Consider the following 20221-nt stretch of genomic DNA (forward strand, 5'->3'; position numbering starts at 1 on the left):
GGCCGGTGCAGCGCGGCTCTTTGCGTTAGGCGTGTTGCGGAATTTCGCGCACCGGTTCGGCGCTTGAGCCGGTCAGTTGGTGGCGGGCTTTGCCTTGTCCTGGTCCTTGAGCTGGCTCCAGGCATTCTGCTGCGCCAGCATCTGGCGCAGGTAAGCGACATTGGCCTGCGCCTGATCCGGCGACAGCTCTTGCGAGGCGATCTTCTCGGCCTCGTCGAAACGGCCTTGCAGACCGACGACCAGCGCCAGGTTCTGGCGGACGCGACTGTCTGCATTCGGCTGCTGGGCGGCCGAGCGCATATAGGTTTCGGCCGTGCGCAAATCACCTTCCAGCACGTACGACATGCCGAGATTGGAAAGGACCGATGGTTCGTTCGGCCTGAGGTCAAGCGCCTTGCGATAGCCTTGGCGCGCCTCGTCCTTCTGGCCGAGCTGGTCGAGAATGGCAGCTTCCGCCGACACCAGTTTCCAGTCAGGATATTCGGGGGTCTGCGCGCGGCGCACGGCATCGAGAGCCGGCTCGAACTGACCGTTGGCGGCTAGCGCCTTGCCATAGGCGGCGAGCACGTCGCGATCCTTCGGCAAGGCAATCGCCAGCTTGCGCATCACCGCAAGCGACTGGTCTGCGTCGCCGTCCATCTGCAGCGCCGCTGCATAGTTTGTCGCGATCCGCTTGTCGCTGGGGTTTTTCGAATAGGACTGGCCGAGCGCCATCGTAGCGTTGTGCAGTTCGCCCGCCGACATTGTTTCCAGCGGCTTGCCGCTTGGACGAGAAATCGAGCCAGTCGTCAATTTGCTGGTTCCGCAGCCGGCGACGCCTGCGGCAAGCACCATCATCAACGCCGTGGTGATCAGCCTATTTGCGCTGGCGTTCATCCTGCGGTTGGTCGGCATCGGCACCAGGGCTCCGTTCATCGCGTGACCATTTGCGTGGCCATCTTCCCTCCCGCAGAAATATTCTGTTAACCCTAACGGAGAGTTAAGAAACGCCGACTCGGAAGCGGAGACCAGCGAATGCCTGTCGAACTCGTCGAGAAAGAATTGAGCAATGCGCTGCCGGTCCATCTGGTGGCCAAGGATGCTCTGGCGGCGTCGGGCCTTGCGCCATCCTCGGTCGCCTGGGCCAAGGCCAACGGCTTTTCCGGCGAGGCCGGCAGGACGCTGATTGTACCTGGCGACAACGGCGCGATTGCCGGAGCCCTGTTCGGCACCGGTGATGGCGAGGGCGCACTGGCCATCGGCGCACTAGCGAGAGCCTTGCCCGAAGGCGACTGGCATTTTGCGTCCGCGCCGGCCAAGCCCGAGCTTACGGCACTCGCCGTGGCGCTCGGCGGCTATGTCTTCACCCGCTACGGCAAGAAGCCAGGCAAGACGCTGCGCCTCGCGCTCCCGGCTGGCACCGACGCCGCCCGCATCCGCCGCCTCGCCGATGGCGTTTTCCTGGCGCGCGATCTGGTCAACACGCCGACCAGCGATATGGGCCCCGGGCAGTTGGAGAAAGCCGCCCGGAGCTTGGCCGCGACGCACAAGGCCGAAATATCGGTCACCAAAGGCGACGATCTTCTTGCCGCCAACTTTCCGATGATCCACGCCGTCGGTCGGGCTTCTGCTGACGCGCCACGCCTGATCGACATGATTTGGGGGCTGAACAATGCCCCCAAGATAACGCTGGTCGGCAAGGGCGTCTGCTTCGATACAGGCGGTCTCGACATCAAGCCGTCCTCGGGCATGCTTTTGATGAAGAAGGACATGGGGGGCGCTGCCAACGTGCTGGGCCTCGCTTCCATGATCATGGCCACCGGCCTGAAGGTTCGGCTGCGTGTGCTCATCCCCGCTGTCGAGAATTCGATAGCCGGCAACGCCTTCCGGCCAGGCGACGTGCTGGTGAGCCGCAAGGGCATCACCGTCGAAATCGGCAACACCGACGCCGAAGGACGGCTGGTGCTCGCCGATGCCTTGGCCTTGGCCGATGACGAGGAGCCGCAGATGCTGGTCGATATGGCAACGCTGACAGGCGCTGCCCGTGTTGCGCTCGGTCCCGACCTGCCGCCGTTCTATACCGGTGACGAGGCGCTTGCATCCGAGCTGGCGGACGCCTCCGTTGCGGTCGAGGATCCGCTATGGCGCATGCCGTTGTGGAAGCCCTATGACGCCAAGCTGGCGTCGAAGGTGGCCGACATCAATAACGTCACACCGGATGGTTTCGCCGGCTCGATCACGGCGGCGCTTTTCCTGAAGCGCTTCGTCGAAAAGACCGCCAACTGGGCGCATCTCGACATCTTCGCCTGGAACCCGTCCGACCGCCCGCACGGCCTTGCCGGCGGCGAAGCGCAAGGCATCAGGGCGCTGGAGCAGGTCATTTCGAACCGCTACGGCTGATTCTCGGGCAAGCCGACGAAGGTGCTGACTGAAACGGAACCGAAACAATTTTCCGTCATGCTGGCCGGATGTCGATTATCATGCGTCCAAGCCAGGCCTTGCGACTGTGGCAACAGGTGGTGCTGTCGGAGGTGCGCGATGACGCGCCCGACCTCACCATGCGCCAGACGGCGATCCTGTTCACCATCTATCTCGATCCGCCGCCACACACGGTACGGGGGTTAGCCGCCCGCCTCAACGTCACCAAGCCGGTGATCACCCGTGCGCTCGATACGATGGGGGCGCTGAAACTGGTGTCGCGCCACCGCGACGAGCTCGACAAGCGCAACGTGCTGGTCAGGCGCACAGTCGAAGGCGCGCTCTTTGTCGAGCGCTTTGGCGATGTTATCATCGCCAGAGCCCAAGAGTTGCCCATTTAACCAAGTTGCCCATTTGAACGAGTGCCGATTTGACCGCCAGGGATGCCCGCCTCCATGCCTTCCGCTCCGATCTCGCCGACGCCAGGCTGAAAGGCGAGGTCGCCGCCGACCGTTTTGTCGCCGGCCGGCCGGCGCGCATATCAGCCTCCGTGGCCGATATCCGCAAGGCTCCGCGCCCGGATGCCGGCGTCAACACGCAAGCCCTGTTCGGCGACGATATTCTCGTCTTCGATGACGCGGAAGGCTGGGCCTGGATCCAGGCTGAGCGCGACGGCTATGTCGGCTATGTCGCCGACACGGCGCTGGGCACGCGCGACCATGCGCCAACCCACATCGTTTCGGTGCCACGCACCTTTCTCTACCCGGGACCCGACTTGCGCTTCCCGCTGAGCGGGCAATTGTCGATGGGATCGTTGGTGACCGTGACGGGCTCGGCCGAAACGCGCAGCACGCATTATGCGCTGTTGCCGTCCGGCGAGGCGGTCATATCTGGCCATCTCAGGCCTATCGCCGAGGCGGCTGCCGACTACGTCGCGGTTGCCGAGGCCTTTCTCGGCACGCCCTATCTGTGGGGCGGCGCCTCCGGCTTTGGCATCGATTGTTCCGGTCTCGTGCAACTTGCAATGCACATGGCTGGCAGGCAAGTGCTGCGCGACACCGACATGCAGGCGACCACCATCGGTGAACCGCTCGACCCCGGGCCGGATTTTGCGGGGTTGCGGCGCGGCGACCTGGTCTTCTGGAAAGGCCACGTCGCGATCATGACGGACCCGGAGACCATGATCCACGCCAACGGCCACACGATGCTGGTGTCGCTTGAAGGACTGAGGGAGGCGGTCGCCCGTATCGGCTATCTCTATGGCGGACCGACCGGGTTTCGCCGGCCGTAATGCGAATCGATCACCTTTTGTTCTGATTCTGCTTGGCGATTGCGCGTCACCGCGCTACCTCTGGCGCGTGACAGAGCAGCCGCGCCTTGCCGAACAGAATGCCGCCGTCGTCCTGCCCGAGCCATTCGTCAAATGGTTTGCAGAAAAGGGCTGGTCGCCGCGCGCCCACCAGATCGATTTGCTGGCCAAGGCCCAGGGCGGGCAGTCGGTATTGCTGATCGCGCCGACCGGCGCCGGCAAGACGCTGGCCGGGTTCTTGCCATCGCTGACCGAACTGGCTGGCCGACCGAGGAGAAGGCCGGGGCAGGCGCACCGAGGCATCCACACACTCTACATCTCGCCGCTGAAGGCGCTGGCCGTCGACATCGAGCGCAATCTCGGCAAACCCGTCGAAGAAATCGGGCTGCCGGTCACCGTGGAGACGCGCACCGGTGACACGCCCGCACACAAGCGCCAGCGGCAGAAGCTGGCGCCGCCCGACATTCTCCTGACCACACCCGAGCAATTGGCGCTGCTGATTGCCGCGCCCGATGCCAGGCGCTTCTTCGAGGACCTGCGCTATGTCGTGCTCGACGAATTGCATTCGCTGGTGACCTCGAAGCGCGGGCATCTCCTGTCGCTCGGGTTGGCCCGGCTGCGCTCGTTTGTGCCCGCGCTGCAGACGATAGGCCTGTCGGCGACGGTCGCCGAGCCCGACGAATTGCGGCGCTGGCTGGTCAGCCAGAATCCTCCGGGGCCGATGGCCGAACTGATCGTCGTCACCGGCGGTGCCAAGCCCGAGATCTCCATTCTCGATTCGGAGGAGCGCGTGCCGTGGGCGGGACATTCAGCCCGCTACGCAACGCCGGAGATCTACAACGAGATCAAGCGCCACAAGACAACCCTGCTGTTCGTCAACACGCGCAGCCAGGCGGAGTTGCTGTTCCAGGAGTTGTGGCGGGTCAACGAGGACACCTTGCCGATCGCGCTGCATCACGGCTCGCTCGACGTCGCGCAGCGCCGGCGTGTCGAAAAGGCGATGGGCGAGAACGCCCTGCGCGCCATCGTCGCCACATCGACGCTCGACCTCGGCATCGACTGGGGCGATGTCGACCTGGTCGTCCATGTCGGCGCGCCGAAGGGGGCGAGCCGGCTGGCGCAGCGAATCGGCCGCGCCAACCACCGCATGGACGAGCCGTCCAAGGCGATCCTGATTCCGGCCAATCGCTTCGAGGTGCTGGAATGCCGGGCGGCGCTCGACGCCAATTATCTCGGCGCCCAGGATACGCCGCCGCTGGTCGATGGCGGGCTCGACGTGCTGGCGCAGCACGTGCTGGGCTGTGCCTGCGGTGCGCCGTTCCATGCCGATGCGCTGTTCGAGGAAGTGCGGACGGCAGCACCCTATGCCGATCTCGACCGGCCGACATTCGATCGCGTCGTCGATTTCGTCGCCACTGGGGGCTATGCGCTGAAGAACTACGAACGCTACGCCCGTATTCGTCTCAACAAGGATGGGCTGTGGCGGGTCTCAAATCCTCGCGTCGCCCAGCAATACCGGCTCAATGTCGGCACCATCATCGAAGTGCCGGCGCTTAACGTCCGCTACGTCCAGGCCGGCAGCAGAGGCGCGGCTTCGCGTGGCGGTCGGGTTCTGGGCAAGATCGAGGAGGCCTTCCTCGAAACATTGACGCATGGCGACACCTTCATGTTCGCCGGCAAGGTTCTGCGTTTCGAAGGCATCCGCGAGAATGAGTGCTTCGTCTCGAATGCACCCGGCAGCGACGCCAAGGTGCCTTACTATGGCGGTGGCAAATTCCCGCTTTCGACGTACCTGGCCGAACAGGTCCGCGCCATGCTGGACGATCCGCAGCGCTGGAAGGAGCTGCCGGAGCAGGTCGCAGACTGGCTGCGCTTCCAGGCCGACAAGTCGGTACTGCCGAAACGCGACGATCTGCTGATCGAGACCTTTCCGCGCGGCAACCGCTACTACCTGGTAGCCTATCCGTTCGAGGGCAGGCTGGCGCATCAGACGCTCGGCATGCTGCTCACCCGCCGCCTCGACAGGGCGGGAGCCAAGCCGCTCGGCTTCGTCGCCACCGACTATGCGCTTGCCATATGGTCGCTGGCCGATATGGGCTATATGTTCACGGCGAAGAAACCGTCGCTGGCTCAGCTATTCGATCAGGACATGCTGGGCGACGACCTCGAAGCCTGGCTCGCCGGCAGTTGGTTGTTGAAGCGTACCTTTCGCAATTGCGCGCTGATCTCGGGATTGATCGAGAAACGCCACCCGGGGCAGGAGAAGAGCGGCCGCCAAGTAACCGTGTCGACGGATCTCATCTACGACGTGCTGCGCAGCCACGAGTCCGACCATATCCTTTTGCAGGCGACGCGGGCCGATGCCGCGACCGGTCTCTTGGATGTCAGCAGACTTGCCGAGATGCTCTCGCGCGTCCAAGGTCGAATCATGCATAAGAACCTCGAGCAGATATCGCCGCTCGCCGTGCCGATCATGCTCGAGATCGGCAAAATGCCGGTGCACGGCGAGGCCGATGACACGCTGCTGATGGATGCAGCCACGCTGGTCGAGGAGGCCATGGGGACGAAATGACTGTCGCGCTGGCCATGGCTGCGCCGCTGGCGGATGCGGGCGCTGTCCGTATCGCCGGCGAACGCGCGATCTGCGACCGTCGTGGCGTGCTCTATTTTCCCGAATTCCGGCTTCTGGCCGTATCCGACCTGCATCTGGAAAAAGGCTCATCACTGGCCAGGCGCGGCACGCTGGTCCCACCTTACGACACCGGCGCGACGCTGCTCCGGCTGCAGGCGGTGATTGCCGACTATCAGCCTGCGATCGTCATCAGCCTGGGTGACAGTTTTCACGATGGTGGCGGCGCAGCGCGCATGCACGCAAGCTTCCGCGACAGGCTGGAAGGGCTGATGGTCGGGCGCGACTGGTTCTGGGTCGCCGGCAATCATGATCCTGAAGCGCCGGCCGACTTGCCAGGCGAGACCGTACGTGAATTGGCAATCGGCTCTCTACTCTTCCGGCACGAGCCTTCGGTGGTGAGAGTGGAAGGCGAGATATCAGGCCACCTGCATCCTTGTGCCCGCATCGTGCAGCAAGGCCGCTCGGTGCGGCGGCGTTGCTTTGCCGGCGATGGCGGCCGCATGATCATGCCGGCTTTCGGCGCCTATACCGGCTCGCTCAACGTGCTCGATCGCGCCTATCTGGGACTGTTCAAGCGCGAAACGCTGATGGCCTACATGCTTGGCGCCGAACGCATCTTCGCAATTTCGCACGCGATGCTCAGGCCGGGCTGAACCTACCTGCCGTAGTACAAAGTGACGGTGTGCTTGGCCTCGGCGAAGAACAGCCAGCGCTCGACCAGCATTCCGGCGAGTTGGGCGATTGCGGCGAGTATCGACAGTGCTGCCGCATAGGGCCACGGCAAGGCGAACGCCGCGACCAGCAGCAACGCGGGCAAAGCAAAGGCCAGCACCTGCGTGATCTGGCGGAGTTTAGCGCTGTGCTTGCGCGCGATCCGAAAACCCATTTCCTTGAGCAGATAGTTTTCTTCCGTATGCGGCCACTCGATCGACCGCACCGTGCCGCCGGCGAGCCCGGTTGCGGTGTTGGCATTGGTCGGGATCTCCAGCCTGTCATTGTATCGCCAGGTCGCCAGCTTCAAACCCCAGCCGAGCGCAGTCAGCAACAGGGCAGCCACCAGAAGCGCACTCGAGCCTGCGGCAAATCCCTGCAGCAGGGCGTTGAGCAGTACGCTGCCGGTCATCGCCGAAAAGATCAGATAGCCGGGCAGGGTGAAGCGGCTGTGCCATTGGGCGATAGGCTTCAACGACGCGTAGATCATGCCGGTGGTGCAGACGGTGGCGGCCGCGCCCATGGCAGCGAGCAGCCCGGCGACAGCCACCCAGCCGCTCGTACGGCCGAGGACCACCCAGCCAATACCGAACAGTCCCGCCGGCACGAAGGTGACGACGGACGCCACGCCTTCGCGCGACAGCCATGAGCTTCGCCATTGCGAGAAGGCACGCCAGGCGCGTTCGGGCCGACCGAGATGGCCGGCTGACGACAGCAGGCCGGCCGAAATCAGGCCAAGCGCCAGCCCCATGCCGGTGAGGCCAAGCCAGAAATCGGGCGGGATAAAGCCCTGTCCGGCTAGCACGCCAAGCAGCGCGAGCAGTCCGTAGCCGGCGCCCGTGGCGGTGGTGAAAAAGACGACCGAGAATGCTGGATGCATGAGACGCGGGTCAGTTCGAAAGCATGCGGTCGACCCAGCCGAGGAAGCCGCCTTCCGCACGCACCGCTTCTAGGGCCGGGGCAGGCACCGAGGCGGCGCGGGTGGTGTGGGCACGTGGCGGCAGATATTTGTTGGTCGGCTTGTAGCCCATCTCCGGCATCAGGTCGACGCCACCGCGCTCGGCCACCAATTGTGAGATAGCCGATTCCGGATCGCCCAGATCGCCGAAATGCCGCGCGCTGGTCGGACAGGCGGCGACGCAGGCCGGCACACGATCTTCTTCCGCCAGATTGTCGTTGTAGATGCGGTCGACGCACAACGTGCATTTCTTCATCACGCCGACATCGGTGTCGAATTCGCGCGCTCCGTAGGGACAGGCCCAGCTGCACAATTTACAGCCGATGCACTTGTCCTCGTCGACCAGCACGATGCCGTCCGACGCCCGTTTGTAGGAGGCGCCGGTCGGGCAGACCGTGACGCACGCTGGTGTCTCGCAGTGCAGGCAGGAGCGCGGGAAGTTCACCGTGCGTCCGCCCATCTCCGTCATGTGCTCATAACTGTGCACCCGGTTGAACCAGACACCGTCGACATTGCCGCCATAGGGGTCGATGTCGGTTAGCGGCGCCATATGGCCGCCGGTGTTCCATTCCTTGCAGGCGGTAACGCAGGCCTGGCAGCCGACGCAGGTGTCGAGATCGATGACGAGGCCGAGCTTCTTGTCGGTATGGGCGGGAAGGCAGGTCATTCGGCAGCTTCTCTTTCCCGGCGAAATTCGGCGCCGAAACTGAGTTTGTCGGGCGAGGACTCGAAGCCCGGCGGCTGCCGGAACCGCTCGAACTGCGGTTCGGTGAAGCCAGCTTCTTCGGGCGCGCATTTGACGATGCGCACGCGCAGGTCGAACCACGCCGCCTGGCCGGTCACCGGATCGGAATTCGAATAGCGTTTGCCGCTGGCATCGGCGGAGGTCTGGTCGCCGATGATGTGGTTGAGCAGGAAGCCGCGATTGGATTCGGCCGCGTCATCCTTCAGCCCCCAGCTGCCGCGCCGCTTGCCGATGGCGTTCCAGGTCCACACCGTATCGGCATTGACGCCGTCGACCAGCTTGATCTGTCCTTTGACCTTGCCGTTGATGCTCTCGATCCATACCCAGTCGTCGTCGACAAGGCCGAGGCCGGCGGCGGTCCGCTGGTGGACGAACAGCCGGTTCTGGCTGGTGATCTGTCTCAACCAGGCGTTCTGTCCGCCCCAGGAATGGTACATGTGCATCGGCCGCTGCGTCAGCGCGTGGAGCGGATAGGCTTGGCTATCGACCGCAGCCTCTTCGAAGGGCGCGTACCAGAACGGCAGCGGATCCATATAGGTCTCGATGCGGCTGCGCTCTGCCTTCGGCGGCAGCACCCCGCCATGGCCGCGCGCCGCGAGGCGAAAGCGCTGCATCGGCTCGGAATAGAGCTGGAAGACGATCGGCTCGGCCTTCGCAATGAAGCCCATGCTCTCGGCGAATTCGAGATACGAGCGGTTGCCCATTTTGTAGTAGCGCTGATCGGCGGCGAAATCCTGGTGCCAGAAGCCGCCATTATCGATGTAGCGCTGCAACTGGTCGGGATTGACCTCGCCCTTGCCGACCGAGGTCCCGTCCTTTCCGCGCCAGCCGGCGAGCGGACCGACACCTGGCGTGCGCTCGTGATTGACGATGTAGTCGGCATAGTCGCGATATTTGGCGGCGCCATCGTCGTCGACGAAACCGGGTAGGCCGAGCCGCGCGCCGAGCTCGATCAGCACCGACTGGAACGGCCTGACGTCGCGGTCCGGCTCGACCACGGGATGGCGGATGGCGTCGCCCGGCCCGTCGGCGTGGCTGATCGGCCGGTCGAGCAGACTGATACAGTCATGACGCTCGAGATAGGTCGTATCCGGCAGCACCAGATCGGCAAAAGGCACGGTCTCTGAATAATAAGCATCAGAATAGATGATGAACGGGATCTTGTACTCACCCGATGCATCCACATCGGTCAGCATCGCCATCGTCTCGACCGTGTTCATCGACGAGTTCCAGGCCATGTTCGACATGTACATGAACAGTGTGTCGATCGTGTAGGGATCGCCGGCCCATGCGTTGCGGATGACCGTGTGCATGAGGCCGTGTGCTGCAAGCGGCGCATCCCAGGAGTAGGCCTTGTCGATACGAATTGGCTTGCCGCCTTCATCGACCAGCAGGTCCTCCGGTCCGCAGACGAAGCCGAGCGGCATGCCCTCGAGCGCCGTCATTGGCTTCACATTCTTGCCGGCTGGTTTGGGGCCCGGCGGCGCGGACCGCGGATAGGGAGGCTTGAAGCGGAAGCCGCCCGGCACGTCCACCGTGCCGAGAAGTACCTGAAGCAGATGAATGGCGCGGCAAGAGTGAAAACCGTTCGAATGGGCCGAGATGCCTCGCATCGCATGCATCGACACCGGGCGGCCCTTGATGGTCTCGTGCCGGCGTCCGGCCCAGTCCGTCCAGGCCACCGGCAATTCGATTTGCTGTTCAAAGGCGACATGAGCGAGTTCTGCGGCAATGCGTCGGATGGTGTCGGCGGAGATGCCGCACCGGTCAGCGACGGCGTCCGGTGAATAGCTCTCGTCCAGATAGCGGTCGGCGACGAGTTGGAAGACCGGCACGCAACGGCGGCCGTCGACGAGAAAGCTGCCGGTCAATGCGGGCCTCGCGTCGGTATCGTTGGCATTGATAGGTATCTTCGCCACCCTGTCCCAGGCCAGGGGATTGCCGTCGCCATTGCACATGAACAGCCCATCATCGGCAGCACCAGGCTCCTGAATGACCAGGATGTGGGCGTTTGTGTAGCGCAAGAGGTAGTCGAGATCGACGCGGCCGGCCTTCAGCAATTCGTGGATGAGGGCGAATACGAACAGGCCGTCGGTGCCGGGCCGGATGCCGACCCAGTCGTCGGCAATCGCGTTGTAGCCGGTGCGGCAGGGATTGATTGAAACCACCCTGGCGCCGCGCGCCTTGAGCTTGCCGAGGCCGATCTTGATCGGATTGGAATCATGGTCTTCGGCAACCCCGAACAGCATGAAATATTTGGTGTTGTCCCAATCGGGTTCGCCGAACTCCCAGAACGAGCCGCCAATCGTGTAGAGGCCGCCGGCCGCCATATTGACCGAGCAGAAGCCGCCATGGGCGGCAAAGTTCGGCGTGCCGAACTGGCTCGCCCACCAGCCGGTCAGCGATTGCGACTGGTCGCGCCCGGTGAAGAAGGCGAGTTTCTTCGGATCGGTTCGGCGGATGTTCGAAAGCCGTTCTGTCGCAATCGACAAAGCTTCCTCCCACTCGATTTCGCGGAACTCACCCGAGCCGCGAGGGCCGATGCGCAGTAGCGGCTTCTTCAGTCGGGCCGGGCTGTAATGCTGCATGATGCCGGCGCTGCCCTTGCCGCACAGCACGCCGCGGTTGACCGGGTGGTCCTTGTTGCCGTTGATGTAGCGGACCTTGCCGTCCTTGATATGGACGTCGATGCCGCAGCGGCAGGCGCACATATAGCAGGTGGTCTTGGCGATGCTGTCGGAGACATCGGGCGAAGTATCGACGCCGTCGTCTTCAGCGGGCGCGCGCGTATCGGCAAGCGGCCGTTGGGATGGTGCTGAGTTGGCGCCGCGCAGCGGTTTGTTGGTCATGATCCGGCGATGTTTTTGCGTTCCGCGGCCTTGGCTCTCGTCTTCGGGCCTGGGCCGCGCATGTAATGCTGTTCCGGCCGATAGCGTTCACCGACCAGCCGCCACCGAAGGCTGCGGGACCAGTGCGTGAACACGGATTTGAACAGCCTCACCAAATTTCTACCCTCGACTGTTCTGGCGCGACTTTTTTCCAATTTCGAGCCAAAATTTAGAACAAAGCAATCAATCTGTCTAACAACTTGCTCTTGTAATTCTAATCGGATTTGCTTCTTAATACCGGCATGACTCTGGACCAATTGCGGATCTTCGTCGCCGTCGCCGAACGGGCGCACATGACCAAAGCGGCCGACTTGTTAGGCATTTCACAGTCGGCCGCGTCGGCCGCCATCCGCTCGCTCGAACAGCAGCACGGCGTGCAGTTGTTCAACCGAGTGGGCCGCAATATCGAGCTCGCCGAGACCGGACGCCGATTCTTGCCCGAGGCCAAGGCGGTCCTCGAGCGGGCCGCGGCCGCCCACAATGTGCTGGAGCATGTCTCGCAGACGATATCAGGCAGTCTCTCGATCGCTGCCAGCCAGACCATCGCCAGTTATTGGCTGCCGCGCCGGCTCGCCTCTTTCCACGAAGCCTATCCTGCCGTCAGGCTGAGCGTGAGCATTGGCAACACCAGGCAGGTCGAGACCAATGTACTTGATGGCGCAGCCGATTTTGGCCTGGTCGAGGGGCGCACCGAGTCCGACATTTTGCGGCGTGCCAAGGTCGATATCGATCGCATGATGCTGGTAGTAGCGCGCTCGCACCCTGAGATCGCAGAAGTTTCGCCTGGACATCCCGACCTTGGCGGGCTTCGCTGGATCATTCGCGAAGGCGGCTCGGGCACGCGCGAGGCGCTGGAGGACCTTGCCCGACGCGACGGGATTTCGTTCGCGGACCTGCAGATATTCCTGGTATTGCCGAGCAATGAGGCTATTCGCCAGGCGGTCGAGGCCGGCGCCGGCGCCAGCATCATTTCGGAACTCGTCGTCGCGCGCGCGGTCGCCGAAGGCAGCCTGCGTTCCGTGCCGACCGATCTGCCGAAGCGCGAATTTGCCATGATCACGCATCGCGACCGCCAGCCAAGCCTGGCCCAGATGGCGCTCAAGGCGCATCTCGGCGGCAAAGCTGAGAGAGCCACGCCGCTTTAAGCCGATCAGCCGAACTTCCGCTGTGCGTCGAGCGCCAGCCCAAGCCCGACCGAGCCGAACACATCGCCTTCGATTACCGAGGCCTGCGGCACCAGAGCCAGGATCTGTTGTCTGGCCAGCGGGATCGCGGTCGATCCGCCGGTCAGGAACACCGCCGTGATGTCGGAGGGCTTCACCTGCGCGTCGCGGACGGTCTGCTCGACGGTAGCTGCAACGCGCTCAATATCCCGAGCGATAGTGGCTTCGAGACCTTCGCGCGTGATCTCTGCCATGAACCTCACCTCCGGTAGCGCGACCTCGATATTGGCCGACGATCGGTCCGTCAGCTCGATCTTGGCCCTTTCGACCAGCGCCGCCAGCGCGTGGCCGTAACGATGCTCGACGATGTGGATGAAGCGCTCGACCAGGTCCGCGCGCTCCGCCTCGTAGCGGATCTGGCGCAGATGCGTCATCGCCCTTGCGGTGTAGACCAGGTTGATGCGCTGCCATGTCGCCAGGTCGATGAAGTAGCTCGCCGGCAGATTGCGCTTGCCGTCCTTGGTTGGCGTCAGATACCCGAGCTGCGGCATCACATGGGCGATGCTCAGCAGCCGGTCGAAATCGGTGCCGCCGATGTGGATGCCGCGGCTGGCCAGGATATCGTTCTTGCGGTCGAGCGAGCGGGCGCGCTCGGGCGAGACCCGCACGATCGAGAAGTCGGACGTGCCGCCGCCCATGTCGACGATCAGCGCCAGTTCCTCGCGCGTCACCTTCTGTTCGTAATCGAGTGCCGCCGCGATCGGCTCGAATTGGAAGGCGATGTGCTTGAAGCCTTGGGCGCGAGCGGCGTTTTCGAGTTCATGCTCGGCCTCGGCATCGGCCCCGGCATCGTCGTCGACGAACTGTACCGGCCGTCCGAGCACGACGCTTTCGACTGTGTCGAGGGCGTTTTCTTCGAGTTTCTTTTTCAGATGGCCGACAAATAGGCCGACAATTTCCATGAAGCCGATCGAGCGCGCCTTGATGCGCGTCTTTTCGTGAGCGAGCGAGCTGCCGAGCACGCTCTTCAGCGAGCGCATCAGGCGGCCTTCGATACTGTCCGTATAGTTGGCGATGGCGCGTCGCCCGAAATAGGTGCGGTTGTCCTCGAAATTGAAAAACACCGCACTGGGCAGCGTGACCTGGCCGTCTTCCAACGCCACCAGCCGCGGCTGCCCGTTCCTGACCACGCTCACGGTGGAATTTGAAGTGCCGAAGTCGATCCCGGCAAATGCTGGTCGCATCGTGCGTTCCTGTATTTCTGATTTGGGGAGCAGCAGCTCGTGTCCGGTCGGGCCGGGGGTCGCGGTCTAACCCATACCCTCGGAAAGGGAAACCACTTTTACGAGAGTTCAGTCTTTCCTGAAGACCAGTCTTCCGAGCCAGCCGGTCAGCATGGCCAGCGAAACGGCAAAGACACCGTAGAGGAACGAATAGTCGTGCGCGACACGGAAGATCGACTGTTCGAAACCGGACTTGCGGATTTCGAGCTGGGCGGAGCTTTCCTTGATGAACAGGCCGCTCTTGAACAGGAAGGCGCGGGCCTTATGGGTGCCGACCGGAACGTTTGGGGCGAGCCTGACGGTGGCGCGGAACAGGTTCTGCGACAGGAACTGCACACCGCCGACATTCTCGCTGTAGAGGCCTGTCGCCGCCTTGCGCTCGCGCAGCGCGGCGGTGAACTCCTCGATTGTCGCCGGGCTTTCCTCGGCGTCGGCCGGCTGCAAATAGAGGTTCGAGGCGCCAAGCGACAGCTGCTTGTAGCTGTTCGGATCGGTGACGTCCTGCAGCGGCCGCGTCGTCGCCACCGAATAGGAGACAGGTACGTTTTTGAAGGTCTCCGACTCCAGATTGACCCAGACGCCGAGCACCCGGTCCTTGCGGCGCACGACGACGGGTCGGGCCGGGCCTTCCAGCACGACGATCACGTCGTAGCGCCCTTGCCGCGCGACAAGCGGATCGGCATTTTCCAGCGAGCCGAAGATGGTCAGGTCGGCGCCGGAAAAGCCGGCGGTAATCGAGACATTGTCGGTGGAAAGGCCGATCTGGATATTTTCGGTTAGTGGTGTCTGCGCCTTCGCCGGTGGCGCAGCCGCCAGCAGCGACAGCAAGGCGACGGCCGCGAGCGTCCTCAAGCCAGCCATCAGCTCAGGCCCACGCCGGACAGCGAATAGACATTGGGCGGCGTGACGAAAAGATCGATGGCAAGCCGGATGGCTACCGCCAGCACCAGCAGCGCCAGCAGCGCCCTGAGTTGCTCGCCCCGCAGCCTCTGACCAGCCTTGGCGCCATATTGCGCGCCGGCGACGCCGCCTGCCATCAACAGGAAGGCGAGCATGACGTCGACCGTCTGGTTGGTGGTGGCGTGGACCAGCGTGGTGTAGGCCGAGGTGAAGATGATCTGGAACAGCGAGGTGCCTATGACGACGTTGGTCGGCACTTTCAAAAGGTAGATCAGGGCCGGAACCATGATGAAGCCGCCGCCGACGCCCATGATCGAGGACAGGAAGCCGATCGCCGCGCCTAGCCCAAGCACCGGAATGACGCTGACGAAGAGCTTCGAGGCCCTGAACCGCATCTTTAGCGGCAGACGGTGGATCCAATTGTGCTGGCCGGATTTCTTCAATACCGGTGCGGCGCCGCTGCGAGTGGCGCGCAGTGCATTGACACTCTCGACCAGCATCAGTCCGCCGACGGTGCCGAGCAGCACGACGTAGAGCAGCGAGATGAACAGGTCGAGCTGGCCGAGCCGGCGCAGGAGCGCAAAGACATAGATACCACCGGTCGAGCCGACGATGCCGCCGGCTAAAAGCACGCCGCCAAGCTTGAAGTCGAGCGTGCCGCGCTTCATGTGCGACAGGGCGCCGGAGAAGGAGGAAGCGATGACCTGGTTGGCGCCGGTGGCGACCGCGATTGCCGGCGGTATGTTGTAGAAGATCAGCAGCGGCGTAATGAGAAAGCCGCCGCCCACGCCGAACATGCCCGACAGGAAACCCACCGCCGCACCCATGGCCAGCAGTACGAAGATGTTGACGGAAATTTCCGCGATCGGGAGATAGATGCCCACCCGTCAGTCTCGATCAGTTTGTCTCTTGGCGAATGCAGCCGTTGCGGGCATTTTGCGCCAAAAGGCTATCTCGTTCTTGCGCCGGACGGGCGGTGAAGTCAAACTTCGCCGCACCGCCGAAACAAAAAACAACTCAATCAGTTAACAGGCAAATCTGTGGCAAGGGCGTCGCGGAAACGACGCATCCGCCGTTATTTACGCGCAAGCAGTGCCTTGACCAGCTTTTCGTCGATCGCGCCGGTTGCCTTCATATCGTTGTCGGCCTGGAAGGCCATGATCGCGTTCTTGGTTTTCTGACCCATCATGCCGTCCGGATTGCCGGCTTCGTAGCCGTTCTTGTTGAGAATGCGCTGGATGTTCTGGACCGCTTTCTTCATGTCGATGCCGGCGGTCGTCTGCGGTGTGCCGTCCTGCCACGATTCAGGAATGTCGGCCGAATTGGCGGTTGGATCGAGCGGCTTGGCCTTCCACAGTTCAGCCGAGGCCCGCGCACGCTCCAGCTGCTCGGGCCTCAGCGCCTTGGCGATCTCGTCGCGCTTGGCCGCCGCATCCTTGTCGCCGGTCTTGGCGACGAGCGCGAACCATTTGTAGCTCTCCTCGAGGTTCTGCTTCATGCCGACGCCCTTCGCCGCCAGGATGCCGAGATTGAACTGGCTGTCCTTGACACCGAGATCCGCCGCCGCCTGGAACCAGTGCGCTGCCGATTCATTGTCGGTCACGCCATCCGCCGCCATTGCAAACAAGACGGCCAGATTGTGCATCGCGCTGGCATTGCCCTGCTCTGCGGCAAGCTGGTACCAGGTCTTCGCTTTCTTGATGTCGCGTGCGACGCCGATGCCCTTCTCGTAGAAATTGCCGATGCGGTATTCTGCCGGTGCGAAACCGAGTTCGGCAGCTTTCTCATACCATCTGGCCGCCGCCGCCATGTCTTCCTTGACGCCGCGCGACTCGGCGTAGCGCGAGCCGATCTCGAACATCGCCTTGGCGTCGCCGCCGGCCGCTGCATCGCGCAGGGCGGCCGGACCGGCATCGGCCGGAACGTCGATCTTGGCAACGCCTGCCGCGGCAGCATCCGCCGGCGGCACCGTGCCGGTCGTGTCTTGCGTAGCAGCGGTGGTGGTAGCAGGCGCGGCAGCCATTGGCTCGGCGTCGCTGGCCGTCGCCGCTGCCGGCGCGGGGACTGCGGCCGTGGTGTCTGGCGCCGCCAGGTCAGCGGACGCCGTGGAAGCTGAGGGCGCGGTCGATGCCTCGGTTGCCGGTGTAGCGGGGCCGGTTTGCGCCGCCGTGTCGTCCTTGGTCATCGGTGCGGATGGCTCTGCCTGCCTGACGGTGGGCGAGGGCGCGCTCTCCTGTGTTGTCGTCTGCGCGTCCGCCTTCGGCTCGCTGGCAACGCTGGCCAATGCGGTTTCCACCGGCTGTACGGCCACGGCGGGTGCCGCCTCATTGTTGGCGACTTCGACCGGGTCGGAGAAGAAGGCTTGGCCCAGTTGCAGGCCGGCAAGCGCCAGCATGATGGCGATTGCCCCCATCAGGATCGGCTTGCGCCGCGCCTTGAGCAGGTCGCCGATCCTGAGTGCCTTGACCGGGCCTTTCATCGTCGACTGGCGCTTGAGGGCGTCCGCCTCGGCGGCCGCCGCTTGCGCAGCCCGTCTGGCTGCCGCGATGAAGTCCGATTTCGCCGCCTCGGCGCCGCCTTCCCGAGCCGGCTGCCCGCGCTCGTCGCGCACACGCTTCATGATGGCGCTGAGGTCGGGTGCGCCGGAGCCGGGTTCCAGTGGCCGGTTGGCGAGCTTGGGGTCGAGGGGCTCGTCGAGATCGACGCTCGGTATCTCGGCGCTCGGCGCCGAGCCTGCAAGCGGCGGCATCTCGGCCTCCTTCTTGCCTTTCAAGGCGCGTGCCAGCCCGCCTAACATTGATTTCCTGCCGCCGCCCTGCTCGGTTTTTTCGCGCGTCGTGTCTGAACCGAGAGCCGCCAGGGCGGCTGCTGCTGCGGCCTCGGCTGGCGTACGCGGACCTGGCTCGTCGCGCGCGAGCGCCGCGGCGCGGCCGTCGAGATCGGCCATGCTGCCCGTCAACGGCAGCGGCTGGTCGAGGTCCATCGACGGTGCGTCCTGCACCGAGATCTTGGATGCCCGGCCGAAGCGCTTGCTCAATTCCGCGCTTGCCAGTTCGCCGGTCTCCAGTGAACCAAGCCTGTCAACGATCTTGAGCAGCGTATCGTGGATAGCCTCGAACGTCCTCGAGTTGCGCTCATCCGAACGGCGCGTCAGTGCCTCGAGCGTCTTCAGGTCCTGGGCCAGGCCGGTAACGGCCGCCGTGTTCGCGCTTGATCCGGCCAGCGAGCGGACGGCGCTCTCAGCCGCCTCGCGCGCCGCGCCGAGGATGGAATCGCGGGTTCCGGCCAGCGACTTCTCGATTTCGTTGAGACGTGGGCTGATGTCGTCGAATTCCGGCAGCGGCGTGCCGGGCTTGGAAAGATGCGCCGTCAGGCCGGCGACCTGCGCTTCGAGGCTGCGGATCAAAGCCGGGTCGATGCTGGCAACCTGTGCCGCGGACGAATCCAGCCGGCTTGAGATGTCTTCGAGCCGGCTCTCCAGGCCACGGATCGCCGCCTCGTTGGCGGGGTCTGGAACGCGCGTCTCCATCCGCTTGGCCAGCGCGGTGAAGCGAGCGTCGATGGCATCCATGATGCCGGCGCTGTCGACCTGCGGCATGCGCTGGTCCAGCCTGTCGGCGACCTCGTCCAACCGGCGCTCAAGGTCGCGAAACAGCATGTTGCCTTGTTCGATGGCGTCGCCCTGGCGACGTTCCATCATGCTGGACAGCACGTCGAAGCGCTGCTCGAGCCCCTGGAAGATGTAGTCGGCGTCGGGCATGGCGGGTGCGTGGTCGATCTTGTCGGCAATAAGCGCGACTTGCCTGGCAAGGCGCTCCATCGCCTGTTCCGGCAGATTGGCTCGGCCGGCCAGCTCATCCACGCGGGTCGACAACGTGTTGAGACGGTCGATGACCTCCCGGCCCGGACGATCCTGCGACACTTCTTCGATTTGCTGGGCCAGTGAATCGATCCGCTTCTCGATGCGTTCGAAGGGCTCGGGGTCGAACGAATTGGCTTGCGCGGCAACCGTCGAGGCGACGATTGCGCGGGAAATCTCGTCGAGCCGCTCGTCGATCTGACTGAATGTGTCGCCGCCGCGATTGTCCTGCTGGCGGGCGAAATGGTCGACCGCTCCGGCAAGCGTGCGGACCTTTTCCTCAAGCGAGCGCAGCGACAGCGATTCCGGCAGATTGCTGACGGCATTGCTGATCTGTTCGAGCCGCTCCGTCAGCGCCGACAGGCCGGGTGCATCGGAGCGCTTGCGCTGGTCGGCCTCGACGCGGTCCTCGAAGGCGTTCCAGCGGCGGTCGAAATCGTCCCAGCGGCGTCCGACCGCCTGCACGCTCTCCTCGCGCGCCAGCGTATCGAGCGCGGCCTTGACCTGCTCAAGCTCGAGCCGCAGCATATTGACGCTTCTGTCGTCGCTTTTTTCGGCCAATGTCTGGATGGCGCCGGAAAGCCGCTCGAATTCGACGTTGAGTTCGGCGCTGCCTTTGCCGCCGCCATTTGACTGGAAGGCTCGCTCAATATTCTTGCGCAGTACCTCGAACTCGCGTTGCAGGCCGGAGGTCATCTGCTGGCGCAGCTCTTCGCGCAGGCCGCGCAATTCCCCGGCGATCTTGCCGGCTAGGGCGACGCCGTCCTCTTGGCCGCGCACCCGGTCGATATCGCGGGCGATCGCCTGGTAATTCTGGTCGAAAGCCGCTGCTGGACCTTTCGGCCGCTGCGCGCGTGGATCCTCATACCGGCGCTGCTGGCCATAGGGTTGGGCGCTGGGATAGCGCGGTTCTGCCGCTGGTCGGCGCGGATCGGGGTGGCTTGCCGTCTCCTCGCGCGTCCGCTCCAGCCGCTGCTCCAGCGTTTCCAGGGAGCGGTTGAGCTCTTCAAGCGTCGTGTGCGGCCGGCGTTGCCTGCCGGCGTTGAGTGTATCGAGGTAGGACCGCTTGCTGTTCATCAATGCGCCCGTTTCAGAATTGCTGGCTTTCACCAGGTTCCCAAAGTCCTGCCGGGACGAAGGCGACTGCTTGGCTTGTTGCAGTGGAAGACGAGCTTCCCGGGTCTCATCCGCGCTCCGAAAAACCGTGAAAAATTCAGTACAGGATAGACACGGGTAACCGACATGCGCACATTTCGCCCCAACGTGGTAAACAACGCGTTAACCAAGCTTAAGAAGTTGCAACTTTGTCGGCTGGCTGCCGACGGCGTCGCGTGTCCCTTTGGACGCAGAAAGGACGCTGTAGAATTTTGATCTGC

At 63.8% G+C, this 20221-nt stretch carries 14 protein-coding genes; 6 read left to right on the forward strand and 8 right to left on the reverse strand.

Annotated elements, in window-relative coordinates; translation table 11 throughout:
• Window positions 1-72: 72 nt before the first annotated feature.
• Entirely contained in the window at window positions 73-894 is an 822-nt protein-coding gene (locus NKG60_RS12290) for a tetratricopeptide repeat protein (RefSeq protein ID WP_352465090.1), read from the reverse strand.
• A 120-nt stretch (window positions 895-1014) separates the two neighbouring features.
• Here NKG60_RS12290 and NKG60_RS12295 point away from each other — a divergent pair, with 120 nt between their 5' ends.
• The 5 genes from NKG60_RS12295 (at window position 1015) to pdeM (ending at window position 6991) form a co-directional block, all read left to right on the forward strand.
• Window positions 1015-2379 carry a leucyl aminopeptidase family protein gene (locus NKG60_RS12295; protein ID WP_352664226.1) on the forward strand — a complete coding sequence of 455 codons (1365 nt, stop codon included), beginning with the start codon at window positions 1015-1017 and terminating at the stop codon, window positions 2377-2379.
• Window positions 2380-2447: 68 nt separating this feature from the next.
• On the forward strand, window positions 2448-2798 hold the full coding sequence (locus NKG60_RS12300) for a MarR family winged helix-turn-helix transcriptional regulator (RefSeq protein ID WP_023676939.1): 351 nt from the start codon (window positions 2448-2450) through the stop codon (window positions 2796-2798).
• Window positions 2799-2827: 29 nt separating this feature from the next.
• A complete protein-coding gene (locus NKG60_RS12305) occupies window positions 2828-3688 on the forward strand; it encodes a C40 family peptidase (RefSeq protein ID WP_352664224.1) in 861 nt (286 codons plus the stop codon).
• 67 nt (window positions 3689-3755) lie between these two features.
• A complete protein-coding gene (locus NKG60_RS12310; protein WP_352664222.1) occupies window positions 3756-6278 on the forward strand; it encodes a ligase-associated DNA damage response DEXH box helicase in 2523 nt (840 codons plus the stop codon).
• A complete protein-coding gene (pdeM, locus tag NKG60_RS12315) occupies window positions 6275-6991 on the forward strand; it encodes a ligase-associated DNA damage response endonuclease PdeM (protein ID WP_352664220.1) in 717 nt (238 codons plus the stop codon). The genes NKG60_RS12310 and pdeM overlap by 4 nt, the downstream gene beginning before the upstream one ends.
• 2 nt (window positions 6992-6993) lie before the next feature.
• On the opposite strand, the gene NKG60_RS12320 is transcribed toward pdeM, so the two are convergent.
• The 3 genes from NKG60_RS12320 to NKG60_RS12330 are packed head-to-tail and all read right to left on the reverse strand — an operon-like array spanning window position 6994 to window position 11601.
• Entirely contained in the window at window positions 6994-7929 is a 936-nt protein-coding gene (locus NKG60_RS12320) for a dimethyl sulfoxide reductase anchor subunit family protein (protein WP_352664218.1), read from the reverse strand.
• A gap of 10 nt (window positions 7930-7939) precedes the next feature.
• Window positions 7940-8674 (reverse strand): 4Fe-4S dicluster domain-containing protein, encoded by a 735-nt coding sequence (locus NKG60_RS12325; RefSeq protein ID WP_352866215.1) that lies wholly within the window; start codon window positions 8672-8674, stop codon window positions 7940-7942.
• Entirely contained in the window at window positions 8671-11601 is a 2931-nt protein-coding gene (locus NKG60_RS12330; RefSeq protein ID WP_352974966.1) for a molybdopterin oxidoreductase family protein, read from the reverse strand. The genes NKG60_RS12325 and NKG60_RS12330 overlap by 4 nt, the downstream gene beginning before the upstream one ends.
• Before the next feature lie 281 nt (window positions 11602-11882).
• On the opposite strand from NKG60_RS12330, the gene NKG60_RS12335 reads away from it, so the two are divergent.
• On the forward strand, window positions 11883-12785 hold the full coding sequence (locus NKG60_RS12335) for a LysR substrate-binding domain-containing protein (protein WP_352664212.1): 903 nt from the start codon (window positions 11883-11885) through the stop codon (window positions 12783-12785).
• 5 nt (window positions 12786-12790) lie between these two features.
• On the opposite strand, the gene NKG60_RS12340 is transcribed toward NKG60_RS12335, so the two are convergent.
• The 4 genes from NKG60_RS12340 to NKG60_RS12355 all read right to left on the reverse strand — a co-directional run bounded on the left by NKG60_RS12340 (window position 12791) and on the right by NKG60_RS12355 (window position 19922).
• Entirely contained in the window at window positions 12791-14047 is a 1257-nt protein-coding gene (locus NKG60_RS12340) for an Hsp70 family protein (protein WP_352664210.1), read from the reverse strand.
• A 108-nt stretch (window positions 14048-14155) separates the two neighbouring features.
• Entirely contained in the window at window positions 14156-14947 is a 792-nt protein-coding gene (locus tag NKG60_RS12345; protein WP_352664208.1) for a TIGR02186 family protein, read from the reverse strand.
• Window positions 14947-15870, reverse strand: coding sequence for a sulfite exporter TauE/SafE family protein (locus tag NKG60_RS12350; RefSeq protein ID WP_352664207.1), 924 nt, complete (start codon window positions 15868-15870; stop codon window positions 14947-14949). Before NKG60_RS12350 ends, NKG60_RS12345 begins: the two co-directional genes overlap by 1 nt.
• A 191-nt stretch (window positions 15871-16061) precedes the next feature.
• A complete protein-coding gene (locus NKG60_RS12355) occupies window positions 16062-19922 on the reverse strand; it encodes a peptidoglycan-binding protein (protein ID WP_352664205.1) in 3861 nt (1286 codons plus the stop codon).
• Window positions 19923-20221 lie beyond the last annotated feature (299 nt).

Source organism: Mesorhizobium sp. M1428 (assembly GCF_040317515.1).
Taxonomy (GTDB): Bacteria; Pseudomonadota; Alphaproteobacteria; order Rhizobiales; family Rhizobiaceae; genus Mesorhizobium.

Bases quoted from the DNA above. Each gene is read 5' to 3' on its own strand.
- NKG60_RS12340 (WP_352664210.1), bottom strand. From the start codon at position 14,047: ATGCGACCAGCATTTGCCGGGATCGACTTCGGCACTTCAAATTCCACC.
- NKG60_RS12345 (WP_352664208.1), bottom strand. From the start codon at position 14,947: ATGGCTGGCTTGAGGACGCTCGCGGCCGTCGCCTTGCTGTCGCTGCTG.
- NKG60_RS12330 (WP_352974966.1), bottom strand. From the start codon at position 11,601: ATGACCAACAAACCGCTGCGCGGCGCCAACTCAGCACCATCCCAACGG.
- NKG60_RS12320 (WP_352664218.1), bottom strand. From the start codon at position 7,929: ATGCATCCAGCATTCTCGGTCGTCTTTTTCACCACCGCCACGGGCGCC.
- NKG60_RS12300 (WP_023676939.1), top strand. From the start codon at position 2,448: ATGTCGATTATCATGCGTCCAAGCCAGGCCTTGCGACTGTGGCAACAG.
- pdeM (WP_352664220.1), top strand. From the start codon at position 6,275: ATGACTGTCGCGCTGGCCATGGCTGCGCCGCTGGCGGATGCGGGCGCT.
- NKG60_RS12335 (WP_352664212.1), top strand. From the start codon at position 11,883: ATGACTCTGGACCAATTGCGGATCTTCGTCGCCGTCGCCGAACGGGCG.
- NKG60_RS12295 (WP_352664226.1), top strand. From the start codon at position 1,015: ATGCCTGTCGAACTCGTCGAGAAAGAATTGAGCAATGCGCTGCCGGTC.
- NKG60_RS12355 (WP_352664205.1), bottom strand. From the start codon at position 19,922: ATGAACAGCAAGCGGTCCTACCTCGATACACTCAACGCCGGCAGGCAA.
- NKG60_RS12325 (WP_352866215.1), bottom strand. From the start codon at position 8,674: ATGACCTGCCTTCCCGCCCATACCGACAAGAAGCTCGGCCTCGTCATC.
- NKG60_RS12290 (WP_352465090.1), bottom strand. From the start codon at position 894: ATGCCGACCAACCGCAGGATGAACGCCAGCGCAAATAGGCTGATCACC.